At 41.9% G+C, this 12,569-nt stretch carries 13 protein-coding genes; 6 read left to right on the forward strand and 7 right to left on the reverse strand.

The window, feature by feature from the left end; genetic code table 11:
- Positions 1–13 precede the first annotated feature (13 nt).
- The gene (locus ACFSTG_RS14085) at positions 14–1,834 is read left to right on the forward strand and encodes a DEAD/DEAH box helicase (RefSeq protein ID WP_380754408.1); all 1,821 of its coding nucleotides are present in this window, start codon (positions 14–16) and stop codon (positions 1,832–1,834) included.
- 57 nt (positions 1,835–1,891) lie between these two features.
- Positions 1,892–2,650, forward strand: coding sequence for a carboxypeptidase-like regulatory domain-containing protein (locus tag ACFSTG_RS14090; RefSeq protein WP_380754412.1), 759 nt, complete (start codon positions 1,892–1,894; stop codon positions 2,648–2,650).
- A 110-nt stretch (positions 2,651–2,760) separates the two neighbouring features.
- On the opposite strand, the gene ACFSTG_RS14095 is transcribed toward ACFSTG_RS14090, so the two are convergent.
- Together ACFSTG_RS14095 and ACFSTG_RS14100 are read right to left on the reverse strand one after the other, a co-directional pair.
- Complete coding sequence (locus ACFSTG_RS14095; protein WP_380754419.1) at positions 2,761–3,291, reverse strand: SRPBCC family protein; 531 nt, start codon at positions 3,289–3,291, stop codon at positions 2,761–2,763.
- A gap of 33 nt (positions 3,292–3,324) precedes the next feature.
- Entirely contained in the window at positions 3,325–3,981 is a 657-nt protein-coding gene (locus ACFSTG_RS14100; protein ID WP_380754425.1) for a TrmH family RNA methyltransferase, read from the reverse strand.
- 119 nt (positions 3,982–4,100) lie between these two features.
- Between ACFSTG_RS14100 and ACFSTG_RS14105 the strand changes: the two genes are divergently transcribed.
- Together ACFSTG_RS14105 and purB are read left to right on the forward strand one after the other, a co-directional pair.
- Entirely contained in the window at positions 4,101–4,784 is a 684-nt protein-coding gene (locus ACFSTG_RS14105; protein WP_380754431.1) for an SIR2 family NAD-dependent protein deacylase, read from the forward strand.
- Between the two features lie 86 nt (positions 4,785–4,870).
- Entirely contained in the window at positions 4,871–6,208 is a 1,338-nt protein-coding gene (gene purB / locus ACFSTG_RS14110; RefSeq protein WP_380754437.1) for an adenylosuccinate lyase, read from the forward strand.
- A 52-nt stretch (positions 6,209–6,260) separates the two neighbouring features.
- Here purB and ACFSTG_RS14115 read toward each other — a convergent pair whose 3' ends face one another.
- From ACFSTG_RS14115 to ACFSTG_RS14130, 4 genes are read right to left on the reverse strand one after another with little or no spacing between them, the layout of a single operon-like run.
- Positions 6,261–6,797, reverse strand: coding sequence for a DUF4252 domain-containing protein (locus ACFSTG_RS14115; RefSeq protein WP_380754443.1), 537 nt, complete (start codon positions 6,795–6,797; stop codon positions 6,261–6,263).
- A gap of 2 nt (positions 6,798–6,799) precedes the next feature.
- Complete coding sequence (locus ACFSTG_RS14120; RefSeq protein WP_380754447.1) at positions 6,800–7,324, reverse strand: DUF4252 domain-containing protein; 525 nt, start codon at positions 7,322–7,324, stop codon at positions 6,800–6,802.
- A gap of 10 nt (positions 7,325–7,334) precedes the next feature.
- On the reverse strand, positions 7,335–7,775 hold the full coding sequence (locus ACFSTG_RS14125) for a hypothetical protein (RefSeq protein WP_380754450.1): 441 nt from the start codon (positions 7,773–7,775) through the stop codon (positions 7,335–7,337).
- Positions 7,756–8,271: an RNA polymerase sigma factor gene (locus ACFSTG_RS14130; RefSeq protein WP_380754453.1), complete on the reverse strand. Its 516-nt coding sequence runs from the start codon at positions 8,269–8,271 to the stop codon at positions 7,756–7,758. The genes ACFSTG_RS14125 and ACFSTG_RS14130 overlap by 20 nt, the downstream gene beginning before the upstream one ends.
- Before the next feature lie 131 nt (positions 8,272–8,402).
- On the opposite strand from ACFSTG_RS14130, the gene ACFSTG_RS14135 reads away from it, so the two are divergent.
- Both ACFSTG_RS14135 and ACFSTG_RS14140 read left to right on the forward strand, forming a co-directional pair.
- On the forward strand, positions 8,403–9,854 hold the full coding sequence (locus ACFSTG_RS14135) for a S41 family peptidase (protein ID WP_380754456.1): 1,452 nt from the start codon (positions 8,403–8,405) through the stop codon (positions 9,852–9,854).
- Between the two features lie 74 nt (positions 9,855–9,928).
- Complete coding sequence (locus ACFSTG_RS14140) at positions 9,929–11,419, forward strand: S41 family peptidase (RefSeq protein ID WP_380754459.1); 1,491 nt, start codon at positions 9,929–9,931, stop codon at positions 11,417–11,419.
- 73 nt (positions 11,420–11,492) lie between these two features.
- Here ACFSTG_RS14140 and ACFSTG_RS14145 read toward each other — a convergent pair whose 3' ends face one another.
- The gene (locus ACFSTG_RS14145) at positions 11,493–12,569 is read right to left on the reverse strand and encodes a YncE family protein (RefSeq protein ID WP_380754462.1); all 1,077 of its coding nucleotides are present in this window, start codon (positions 12,567–12,569) and stop codon (positions 11,493–11,495) included.

The raw sequence follows: 12,569 nt of genomic DNA on the forward strand, positions 1-12,569 counted from the left end.
TTATTAGATATTTATGAACAAATTTGAATTATTAGGATTGAATGACGCTTTATTACAGGCTATCGAAGACATGGGCTTCGAAAGTCCGAGTGAAGTTCAGGAAAAAGCAATCCCTATTTTATTACAGCAGGAGACCGATATGGTGGCTCTTGCCCAGACAGGAACCGGAAAAACCGCAGCATTTGGTTTCCCGCTTATCCAGAAGATCGACACGAATAGTAAGAGAACACAAGGGCTTATTCTTTCCCCAACCCGTGAACTTTGTTTACAGATCACCAATGAGTTAAAGAACTACTCGAAACATTTCAAAGGTCTTAATACCGTTGCCATCTATGGTGGAGCGAGTATCACAGACCAGGCGAGCCAGATAAGGAAAGGGGCACAGATCATTGTCGCCACTCCCGGGCGTATGCAGGATATGGTTAACAGGAAACTGGTAGATATATCTTCTATTGAATACTGCATCCTTGATGAGGCAGATGAAATGTTGAACATGGGCTTCTTTGAAGACATTACGGCAATTTTGTCTCACACACCTGCTGAAAAAAGCACCTGGTTATTTTCGGCTACTATGCCGAAAGAAGTTTCTATCATCGCGAAGAAATTTATGCGTACTCCTGTAGAAATTACAGTAGGAACAAAAAACATGGGAACGTCAAACGTTTCCCACGAATATTATTTGGTGAATGCGAGAGATCGTTATTCAGCACTTAAACGGCTGGCAGATGCGAATCCCGATATCTTTTCGGTGATCTTTTGCCGTACAAAAAGGGATACCCAAAAGGTAGCCGAACAATTGATCGAAGACGGTTATAATGCTGCTGCCCTTCACGGGGACCTGAGCCAAAACCAGCGTGACCTGGTGATGAAAAGTTTCCGTGCGAGACAGATCCAGATGCTGGTAGCTACAGACGTTGCTGCCCGTGGGATTGATGTTGAAGACATCACACACGTGATCAACTACCAGTTGCCCGACGAGATCGAAACTTACACTCACCGAAGCGGACGTACAGGAAGAGCCGGAAAAAGCGGAGTTTCCATGGTCATTGTCTCCAAAAGTGAAGCACGAAAGATCAAGAGTATTGAAAGGATAATAGGTCAGAAATTTGAAAGGAAAGATATTCCTGATGGTAGGGAGATCTGTGAAGTACAGCTTTTCCATCTTGCCAACGAGATCAGCAAAACTGAGATCAACCACGAGATAGACCGTTACCTTCCAAGTATCAACGAATTATTTGAAGGGCTTTCAAAAGAAGAACTTTTGAAGAAGTTCTTCTCTGTTGAATTCACCAGGTTCTACAATTACTACAATAATGCCCAGGATCTTAACGCAAAAGTTTCAGGTGACGTAGCAGAAGATGAAGGAGATTCAACGAGATTCTTCATCAATGTTGGCGCAAAAGATGATTTTGACTGGATGAGCCTTAAGGACTTCCTTAAAGCTACTCTTGACCTTGGAAGAGATGATGTTAACCGTGTAGAGGTCAAAGACAGTTTCTCATTTTTCAATGTACCCAGCGAAAAAGCTAATGAAGTTCTTGCCATTTTTGAAGACTTTAAACTTCACGGCCGCAACATTAATGTGGAGGTGACGAAGAAGAGCTCAGGAAAGGACCGCGGAAGAAAAAAGAGCTTTAGAGGTGATGATGACCGTAAAGGTCGCAGCTTCGATAAACCATCTGGCGGGAGAAGTAAAAGAAGATCATCAGATGCACCCTCAGGAGGCCGAAGAAGATCCTCTGATGACGGAGGTGCTGGAAACAAAAGCAAAAAAAGCGGAGGAAGAAGCAATAGTATTGCAAGCTCAATCAACAGGCGACGTTCAAAAAAATAAGGCCTGAAAGCAGTTTGGTACAGTTTTTAGGAACTATAATGCATCCTAACGAATAGCATGAAACATTTTTTCGCCCCTCTTTTTTTCCTCATTGGTTTTCTGTCTTATGGGCAGGATACCACCACTGTGGTTACCGGAAAGGTTCTGAATGCAGCCAATGATATCCCTATTGAAAATGCACACATCGTGAATTTGAATCAGGTGAAAGGGGCTATCACCTCTCCTGAAGGGGATTTTGAGATTCCGGCTGCCGTAAATGATACCTTATATTTCTCTTATCTTGGATTCAAACCAATTCGGGTGAGGGTGACCAATGACTGGTTAAAATACGGAGTGGTAAAAGTGAAGATGACCGAACTGGGGATAGCTCTTGAAGAAGTGGTGGTGAGCCCCATTCAATTGACAGGTTACCTGGAGATAGATGCCAAGAACATTCCTATTTACGAGAATTACCGATACAGTATTTCGGGACTGGATAAAGGTTATGAAGGGGGTGACAGGAGCCCGGGCGCAGTTTCAAAGGTACTGGGCGCCGTGTTTAACCCTGCAGATGCCCTTTATAATATCTTCGGAAAGCAACCTAAACAAATGAGGAAGCTACGGGAAATGAAACAGGATGACGAGATAAGACAACTTCTGCAAAGTAAGTTTGACCGTCAAACCCTTATGGCTGTATTACAAATTGACAGGATGGATATTGATGAAGTGCTTAGAAGGTGTAATTACTCCAAAGACTTTATAAATTCTGCCAATGATCTGCAGATCCTTGATGCCATGAGTGGCTGTTACGAAGAATACAAGGTACTTAACAGGTAATCGTTCCTGTGACAAAAATATGATCCGGTAGTGAAAGCTTCCGGATTTTTTTATTCAATTTTTTTCAACTTTCGAATGGTAAATTTGAGGTCCGGTAACCATTAAAGGTATTAAGACTTTTTCTCAAGCAGGTTCTTGAGATTCTCAAGGCCGGCTTCAAAATCTTTACCCAGAGCCCGGTCCATTCCGTAGAAAAGCATCATGACCGATGCGGGGAATTTATGAGTACCCCTTACTCCCCAAACCATTTTGGTGCGGTTTGGCTCCACTTCCTTTACCGCCATATAATTCATGGAAAGTGATTTGTAAGGCCGTAGAAACAACAGTTGGGTCTCCAGCAACTTTCCCTCCCTCACTTTGGTTATCTTTTGGATACCTTCAACAGTATTGGTTCCTTTCCAGTAAGATGAAGCGCCTTCTTTCCCGTCTTCTCCCTTGAATTTAATGAGATATTGTGGGTCATTCAGGAACCAGGGCATCCATAAAGGCTGCTTTTTAAGCTGTCTTATAAAAGCATAAACTTCTGCCTTGGGCTTGTTGATAACCACCGTTCTGCTTAGGTCGTATTCTTTCCGGGACCAGGCATGGAGAAAGGCTACGAAAGTGATAAGCCCAATAATAACATAAAAGAAAAGCGTCATACCTTTTTCTAAACGGGTTCTAAATGTAATTAATTAATGTGATGCCTGAAAGCGTCTGATAATTTCCTCTGAATTTTTTATGGTCTTCTTTGCCCACTCCATTCTCTTAAAGAATTTTTCATCTTCAGATAACTGCCAGTTCACATTACTTCTTCTTAATCTGAAGGTTATCTCCTGTAAAATGATCGCTGCTGAAACTGATATGTTCAAACTTTCGGTAAATCCGTACATGGGAATTTGAATGAATTCATCGGCTTTTTCCATAACTTCTTCTGAAAGTCCGTCTGTTTCTGTTCCAAAGAAAAGAGCCGCGGGTCTTGTGATGTCAAAATCCTGAAGCGGAATCCCCCGATGCGGCGAGGTAGCTACTATTCTGTAATCTTTATGCCTTAGATCGGCAAGACAAGCCTCTGAGGAATTATAACGGTTAATATCCACCCACTTCTGTGCCCCCATGGCGATCTCGCGGTCAATTTTTTTCACATTCACCTCTTCGACCACATGGATATTCTGTATTCCAAAAACGTCGCAACTTCTTATTACCGCACTGGTATTGTGAAGCTGGTAAACATCTTGAGTAGCCACGGTAATATGGTTCGTTCTCTGCTCAACTACCTTTTTAAAAAGCTCCTGTCTTCTAGGTGTAAGAAATGATTCCAGGTATTCGAGCAGTTGGGGGTTCAGGTCCATGTCGCAAAAATATGAAATCTGCCTGAATAAAGGCTGTATCCTGCCCCCATATAGTGGTCATTGCTGCTATGATTTTTCAAAAATTTTACTTACATTTTTCTCTACAAATTCTACAGAAAATGAAAAAAATTGTGGTTCTCACCGGTGCGGGTGTAAGTGCAGAAAGCGGCATCAATACCTTTAGGGATGCTAACGGCCTCTGGGAAGGCCATGACGTGATGGATGTTGCGACCCCAATGGGGTGGGAACGAAATCAGGAAATGGTATTGGATTTCTACAACCAACGCCGCAGGCAGTTAAAAGAAGTACAACCCAATCCTGCCCACAATGCACTTAAGGCATTGGAGGAAAAATACGAGGTCCATATCATAACCCAAAATGTAGATGACCTGCATGAAAGAGCCGGAAGCAGGAATGTGGTGCACCTGCACGGAGAACTCAATAAAGCCCGCAGCACTTTTGATGAGAACCTGGTCATGGACTGGGAAGGGGACATCAAACCCGGTGACTTCTGTGAGCACAACCACCAGTTGAGGCCTCATGTGGTATGGTTTGGAGAGGCGGTCCCTATGATGGAAAAGGCCATAGATATTACTTCGGAAGCTGATATCCTTATAATAATAGGTACTTCCATGCAGGTATATCCTGCAGCCGGACTCATAGATTTTATCAGGGAAGGTACCCCGGTATATTTCATTGATCCAAAACCCTCAGTTGCGGAAAATAAAAATCTGAAGGTTTTTTCTGAAAAGGCTTCAGTAGGCGTTCCCAGGTTGGTAGAGAAGCTTTTGGAGCAGGAATGATCTCACCGGAGTATTACCGGAAAAATAAGCTTTTGCAGATTGACCTGAAGCTGTATCTTTACCCTTTAATTCTATAAAAGAGACCAATGACGGCCCTGCAAGCTATTTCCCCTATTGACGGTAGGTATTACGAAAAAACAAAAGGACTCATCTCCTACTTTAGTGAGGAAGCCCTTATCAGGTATCGGGTGAAGGTTGAAATTGAGTATTTCATCGCACTCTGGAAACTGGGACTTCCGCAGTTAAAAAAGGTAGATCCCGCTGTCTTTCCAAAACTCAGGGATATTTATAAAGATTTCTCATTAGAAGAGGCCCGGGAGGTCAAAGAGATCGAAAAGGTTACCAATCACGACGTAAAAGCTGTTGAATATTTCATCAAAGACAGGTTTGAAAAACTGGATTTGTCTGACTATAAAGAATTTATACATTTTGGGCTTACTTCCCAAGATATTAACAACACAGCGGTTCCTTTAAGCATCAAGGATGCTATGGCAAAGGTATACCTTCCTGCACTTGATGAACTTGTAAATAAATTGAATGAGCTTTCAACTGACTGGGAGAGTATCCCCATGTTAGCCCGTACCCATGGACAACCTGCCTCTCCTACCCGCTTAGGTAAGGAGATCAAAGTTTTTGTAATAAGGCTTCAGGAACAAATGAAATTTTTAGCCAAAATTCCTTTTGCCGCTAAATTTGGCGGTGCCACAGGGAATTTCAATGCCCATAAAGTTGCCTATCCACTTATAGACTGGAAGAAATTTGGGACAGATTATGTGGAGGGAACCCTGGGATTATACCATTCCTTTCCTACCACCCAGATCGAACATTACGATCATATGGCTTCTCTTTTTGATGCCTTGAAAAGGATCAACACCATCATTCTAGACCTTGATAAGGATATCTGGTCTTATGTATCTATGGATTATTTCAAACAAAGGATCAAAAAGGGGGAAGTTGGATCCTCGGCTATGCCGCATAAAGTGAATCCAATTGATTTTGAGAACAGCGAAGGGAACCTGGGGATTGCTAATGCCCTTTTTGAACATCTTGCTGCCAAACTTCCGGTTAGTAGATTACAGCGGGATTTAACGGACAGTACAGTTCTAAGGAGCATAGGAGTACCTTTTGGGCATACCCTCATTGGTTTTGCTTCCACTCTTAAAGGTTTGAATAAATTGTTGCTGAATGAAGCCAAAATTGATGCCGATCTGGAAAATAACTGGGCTGTAGTGGCAGAAGCCATTCAAACCATATTGAGAAGAGAGGCTTATCCGCAGCCGTATGAAGCGCTTAAAGGTCTTACCCGTACCAACGAAACGATCAATAAAGAAAGTATTTCAAAATTCATCGATCAGCTGGATGTTTCCGAAGAAATAAAACAGGAACTCAAGATGATCACTCCACAGAATTACACGGGGATATAAAAAAAGGCTGTTAAAATTTGAACAGCCTTTGATTTTTCTTTTTCAATAAGATTTAATCTTTGAACATTCCACCCAGAGGTGGCAGTCCCTGCACATCAAGCTCTCCTTTCTCGAAAGACTTGAGAAGCCTGATCAAGGAATCAGGATTCATATCGTCACCGGTCACCCGGGCAATTCCGAAACCTTTTTCCTCATCAGAACCAAAAACAATGAGTTCATCAATAGCATCTTCCTCGCCCATGTAATAGAGTTCGGCCCTTTTGTCTCCGCCCCCGTAGCGCATTAATTGTTTGTATTTTCCTGATTTAAGGATCTCAGCCAGTTTTTGTTTTTCTTCTTCATAGACGGCCTGGTTCTCCATTTTTTTAGGAAAACCCAGTAGATTTACCTTTTTAATCGTTTGGAGTGTAGCTTTTTGCTCGGCATTTAATTTTGAATTGTCCCCTGTCAACAAACTGGCAGGTATATCAAAAGCGATAAATTCATTACTGTTCTGGTTCTCCACGTAATATTCCTGAAGAGTTGTCTCATTGTTACAGGAAACAAGCCCAAGGCTTAGAAGGACCAATATTAAAATTGCCTTTTTCATGACTAATTGGTTTCAACGTTCTTTAATTCGTCCCCTCCCGGTATTTTAAAATCATTGGCCAGTTTTGATACCTGGGCCAGGTTGATCTCGCCGGTAATATTCAGGATAACTGAAAGAGGTTTATTTTTTTCCTCCCCTTCCATATACATGAACAACTGGCTCACGTAATCATCGGTCTTACCGGGTTTGTAATAGAACTTTACGGTCTTGCCATCTTCAGTAACTCTCATTAATTCCTGCAGTTTACCCGATTTTAAATAAGCGGCTACATCAGTTGACATTTGCTGCCGCACATTATCCTTGGTGGTTGAAAAAACACGCATTTCCTGCAGATTCTCGATAAGGTCTATGTAAGCCTGGGTTTCAGGATCGTCTGCATTAAGATCGATCTTAGTCAATAACTTGAACATTTTACTGGTTATGACTACAGCATCCACTTCTTTCATATTCTCATATTTTTCGAAGTTCTGAGCACCTGAAAGAAAGGGCATTAATAAGGCCAATAAGGCGAAGGTTAACTTTTTCATGATTATTTTTTTAAGGGTTTTTGGTGATTTTATTTGTTGTATCGTTAAATTCCTGAAGGTATCCAAGGTCTTCAGTTCCGGTATTCATATAGGTGGAGATCATCTCCAGGGCTTCTTTGGTTTTTTGCATGGCCAGCTCGGGATCGTCATAAGTACCAAATTCATTTACCCGGTTATTTTGCTGAACCACAACTCCCATTAAAATGACTATTGAGGCGGCAACCGCTACCAACGAGTAGACCCTTTTTCTTCCCCAACTTACATAGCTCACTTTACCTTCAAAAATTTCTTCTCTTGCGCTTCCGAAGTAGCTGAACAAGGGAGCATATTCCAGAAGATGGGGCGCTACATTGCCTGAAGTGAAGTAGGCCTGCAGCCTGGCTTCTTCTTTTAGAGAAGTCTCTGCTTCAAGATACTTCTCCAACAGCCGTTCAATTGCTTTTAATTCCATAGCGGTGTCTTTTAATCATTTCTTCTTTTATTTTTTTGCGGGCGCGGCTTAAAGCTACCCTTATCGCTGTTTCTTTCATATTTGTCATCTCAGCGATCTCTTCATAATCATATTGTTCAACTTCCCTTAACTGGATGAGAATCTTTTGTTGCTCTGGCAACTGTTCGATCACTTTTTTGACCCAGTCAAGATCATCCCGCACCTCCACTTTATGTTGAAGAGAAGACTCCCCACTATCATAATTACTGTGTACAATGCGCAGGTTGTTGTTTTGCTTAAGCTTTAACTGGTCGAGACAGTAATTTTTAGTTACCGTCATGGCAAAAGCTTCCAGGTTGTTATACGAACTCAACTGCTTTTTTCGACTCCATAATTTCAACATCACCTCCTGGGTCGCATCTTCAGCAGCCTCTTTGGAGACCAGGAGCCTTAGGGCAAGCCTGTACATCTTGTCCTGCACCGGTTTCATGAGATCTATGAACGTATGCTGTTTCATTTTTGATTGGTTGGTGGAGGCTTTTTTACTGCCTCTTACCCTTACGACGGTTACTATTCAATTTTGTTACCAAATAATTCCAAATTTTATTTTTTTCCGAGTAAATTTAATGGCCATCTAAATATACAATTATGAGACAAACCTCTTACCTGCTGCTTTCCCTCTTTCTTCTTCTTGGTTTCACCGCCTGTCATGATGATATGGATGATGTTCTGAGACCGGCAAGTTCCCTGGAAATAAAAAGATTTATCTGGAGAGGCATGAATGATGTTTACCTTTATAAAGAGGATGTACCAGATCTTGCAGATTCCAGGTTCGCTAACCAGCAGGAACTGGATGATTTCCTAAAAACCTTCTCTTCCCCTGAGGACCTTTTCTATAACGGACTGGTGGCAGAGCAGGACGATTTCAGTTTTCTGGTGGAAGATTACCTTGAACTGGAGCGCTCCCTGGACGGTATTAATGTTACCAATGGGATGCAATTCGGGCTTATTCGTTACACCTCCACTTCCGAAGAAGTCTTAGGATATGTGCGTTATGTGCTACCGGGTACATCTGCGGAAGAAAAAGGGATCCAAAGAGGCGACTATTTTAATACTGTTGATGGGGTGCAACTAACGGCAGATAATTTTTCCCGACTTCTGGAACCGGCTACCTATACCATAGGATTGGCCAAAATTGAAGGTGATGTGATCTCTTCAACCGGAGAAACTGTGACCCTTGAAAAACATGAATATACCACCAATCCCGTTTATATTGCGACCACCATCGACACTCCCGAAGGTAAGATAGGATACCTGATGTATAACGGCTTTACCGGAAATTTTGATAAGGTGTTGAATGAGACATTCGGAATGTTCAAGACAGAAGGTATTACAGATCTTGTGGTAGACCTAAGGTACAACAGCGGCGGCTCTGTTGAATCTGCCAAGGACCTTGGGAGTATGATAACGGGGCAAATTAATGATGAGATATTTTATACTGAGCAATGGAACCAGGATTACCAGACCTATCTGGAAGAAAACCAACCTGAATCGCTGGAAAACCGGTTTGACAACAGGATATCCAACGGCAACACCATCAACAGCCTGGGCCTTAACAGGGTTTATGTGATCACCACCCTTCGTACTGCCTCTGCCAGTGAATTGCTAATCAACGGGCTGTCCCCTTACATAGAGGTGGTACAGGTTGGGGAGCGAACCGTTGGAAAATTCCAGGCCTCCACTACGCTTTACGATTCACCCGACTTTAGGCGGAAAGATGCGAACACCGGTCACACTTATGCCATACAGCCATTGATCTACAAAACCGTCAATGCATCAGGATATACAGATTTTCACGAAGGATTGCTCCCGGATATTGAACTTAAGGAGGATATTAGAAACCTGGGGGTTCTGGGTGATCCCGAAGAACCACTTTTACAGGCTGCACTCAATGCAATTCAGGGCCTTCCGCAGCAATTCTCAACTCAGAATCACCTCTTTAATGAGATAGTCGGAGAAAGCGGAATGAAGGATCTGTTATATCAAAAAATGTTTACAAAAGAGGGATTACCGTTATCTGCCCAAGAAGTAATGAATTAACACTTTTTTAAGAAAAAATTTTGGAAGCTATTTCCGATTGGATTAGCTTTAGGACTTTAAATAAAAAACTGAAAATGAAGAAATTATTTTTACCTGTGTTTATGGCCGGGCTACTCTTTACCTCCTGCGCCAAGGATGAGATCGACAAGGAAGTAGAAAAGGTGGAAGAAAATCCTGTTGAGACAGAAAATACTGAAGTAGAGAGCTTTATATACCGGGGAATGAACAACATTTACCTTTATAAATCTGAAGTTCCTGCTCTGGCTGATGATTATTTTAGTTCTGTTGCTGAAAAGAATGAATTCCTGATCGCAGCGAACAGTCCTGAAGACCTTTTCGAAGATCTCCAGGCCTCCCATGACCGCTTCAGCTTTATGACCAGTGATTATGTGGCTTTGGGAAAACTTCTTGGTTCCGGGGTCGCAAAATCCAATGGGATGGATTACGGACTGTATGTATTTTCCAATGCTCCTGATAATATATTTGGCTGGGTTCGATATGTTCTGCCTGGTACTTCAGCAGAAGAACAAGGAGTGAAAAGAGGGGATCTCTTTACGGAAATAGATGGCCAAAAATTAACTGTTGATAATTACAGGAATCTTTTGGGACAAGACAGTTATTCCCTTAGGATCGCTGAGATTTCTGAAAATACGATCTCTGATACAGATAAGGTAGTGGATCTGGTAAAAGTTGAAATGACTGAAGATCCCATATTTCTTTCTGAGGTACTTGAAATAGAAGACAAGAAAATCGGGTATCTTATGTACAACAGTTTTACGCCTAGTTTTGACAGTAAACTTAATGGGGCCTTTCTCGACTTAAAGGCCCAGGGAGTTACCCACCTTATTCTTGACTTAAGGTACAACAGTGGTGGTAACGGAGAATCTGCTGTGGACCTTGCGAGTATGATCACCGGGCAGTTCAACGGGAAAGTGATGACCACGTATGTTTATAACGATGATTACCAGGATTATTATGAGAACAATGCACCCCACGTGCTGGTGAGCCTTTTCAATGATGAAATCAGAACGGGAGAAGCCATTAACAGTTTAGGTCTTACTGAGGTGTATGTTCTAACCACCAAAAGTTCTGCTTCTGCCAGTGAATTCGTGATCAACGGTCTAAATCCCTATATCGAGGTAATACAGATTGGTGAAAATACCAGTGGAAAATACCAGGGTTCTTACACTCTACATGACTCACCTAATTTCTCACTTACTGATAGCAACGGAAAGTTTCATGCCAACCCAAATCATACCTATGCTATTCAACCATTAGTGGTTAAATATGCCAACAGTGTGGGTACGACCGATTTTGTGAACGGGCTTGCTCCAGATATGAAAGTGGAGGAAGACCTTAATGATCTGGGAGTTCTGGGAGATCCTTCCGAAAAATTGTTACAGGCAGCTATTAATGCCATTCTTGGAAATCCTCAGGAAGAAATGTCGGCTACAGCAAAAAAAGCCATGGATAAATTCAAATTTATTGGAGAAAGCAAAATGTTCAGGCCAAATTACCAGAGACTGTACCTTGATGAACTTCCTCCCCTTCCTATCCAGGAATAGAAAAAATATTTCTTTAGTTAAAAAAAATCCCGCAAAGGCGGGATTTTTTTATAACCAGATCTTTTGAAAATTTCTATTCATTAAAATAGATCCCGTTTGGATTGATCCCGGTTTCAAAAGAGCCGGTTAGATTTCCGGAGAGATCATAGATCAAAAGTCTTCCGTTGCCCGTGAAGTCTGTAGTGGCTGAGGTAGCAAAGATCCTTGAATCTTTAACCTCAAAACCATATAAAACCGCAACATTTTCCATGGAGAAAAGAGGAACATCGGGAAGTTGTTCTTCGCTGGTATCCAGGGAATAAACTTCTTTTCCAACAGTATAATACAGGGAGCCTTCATCAAATCTCAATTTGGAAGGATGATCGGTTATATTGGGAAAGTTATACTCCTTTGTTGAAGTTAGGTCTGAAAGATCAAATTTACTGATCCTGCCTGCAGTCTCGTTCTGGGTATAGGCAGGTAAGCCGCTGGCCAACACCCACAAATTGCCATTTTGGATAAGCAGCGATTCAGGTTGATCTCCCACCATGAGGGTTTCTTCAACATTTAAGGTTGCAGCATTGATGACAGATACAATATTATTAAAATTGTACCCTCCAACATGTGCCACGTACACCTTTCCGTTTTCAGAAACCACTCTATCAGGTCCTTCCGCAACACTTACAGATCCTTCTACTGCAAAACTCCGTGCATCGATCACTCTTACGAAGTCGTCATCAGGATCATAGCCATCTCCCCAATTGGTTACAAAAGCTTTTCCTTCAGAAAAGGTGATAAAACGGGGATTTTCAAGACCGGTTGATATCGTCGCAATACGGCTAAAGGTTTTTCTGTCAACTACCTCGATCGTATTTGAAACATTCAGCACCACAAAGGCCATATCTTCAAAAAACCCAATACTTTGAGCGACATCTCCCAAGGGCAAACCTTCATTTTCATTTTGAAATACAGTGTGGGTGATATTTTCCATTTCTGGATCAAGGTAGGATACCGAAGAATTCCCCGAACCATAATTCCCTTCATTCAGGATAAATGTCCCATTAGAAAAATCCTCCCCTTCTTTTTCGGGCAGACCGGGTTCATCTTCTGTACTGCAGGATAAGAATCCAGTAATTAAAACCAGTAATAGTAAATATTTGTTTTTCATCAT

Source organism: Salinimicrobium flavum, assembly GCF_042684505.1.
Lineage (GTDB): Bacteria > Bacteroidota > Bacteroidia > Flavobacteriales > Flavobacteriaceae > Salinimicrobium > Salinimicrobium flavum.

Bases quoted from the DNA above. Each gene is read 5' to 3' on its own strand.
- ACFSTG_RS14085 (WP_380754408.1), top strand. From the start codon at position 14: ATGAACAAATTTGAATTATTAGGATTGAATGACGCTTTATTACAGGCT.
- ACFSTG_RS14090 (WP_380754412.1), top strand. From the start codon at position 1,892: ATGAAACATTTTTTCGCCCCTCTTTTTTTCCTCATTGGTTTTCTGTCT.
- ACFSTG_RS14095 (WP_380754419.1), bottom strand. From the start codon at position 3,291: ATGACGCTTTTCTTTTATGTTATTATTGGGCTTATCACTTTCGTAGCC.
- ACFSTG_RS14100 (WP_380754425.1), bottom strand. From the start codon at position 3,981: ATGGACCTGAACCCCCAACTGCTCGAATACCTGGAATCATTTCTTACA.
- ACFSTG_RS14105 (WP_380754431.1), top strand. From the start codon at position 4,101: ATGAAAAAAATTGTGGTTCTCACCGGTGCGGGTGTAAGTGCAGAAAGC.
- purB (WP_380754437.1), top strand. From the start codon at position 4,871: ATGACGGCCCTGCAAGCTATTTCCCCTATTGACGGTAGGTATTACGAA.
- ACFSTG_RS14115 (WP_380754443.1), bottom strand. From the start codon at position 6,797: ATGAAAAAGGCAATTTTAATATTGGTCCTTCTAAGCCTTGGGCTTGTT.
- ACFSTG_RS14120 (WP_380754447.1), bottom strand. From the start codon at position 7,324: ATGAAAAAGTTAACCTTCGCCTTATTGGCCTTATTAATGCCCTTTCTT.
- ACFSTG_RS14125 (WP_380754450.1), bottom strand. From the start codon at position 7,775: ATGGAATTAAAAGCAATTGAACGGCTGTTGGAGAAGTATCTTGAAGCA.
- ACFSTG_RS14130 (WP_380754453.1), bottom strand. From the start codon at position 8,271: ATGAAACAGCATACGTTCATAGATCTCATGAAACCGGTGCAGGACAAG.
- ACFSTG_RS14135 (WP_380754456.1), top strand. From the start codon at position 8,403: ATGAGACAAACCTCTTACCTGCTGCTTTCCCTCTTTCTTCTTCTTGGT.
- ACFSTG_RS14140 (WP_380754459.1), top strand. From the start codon at position 9,929: ATGAAGAAATTATTTTTACCTGTGTTTATGGCCGGGCTACTCTTTACC.
- ACFSTG_RS14145 (WP_380754462.1), bottom strand. From the start codon at position 12,569: ATGATGAAAAACAAATATTTACTATTACTGGTTTTAATTACTGGATTC.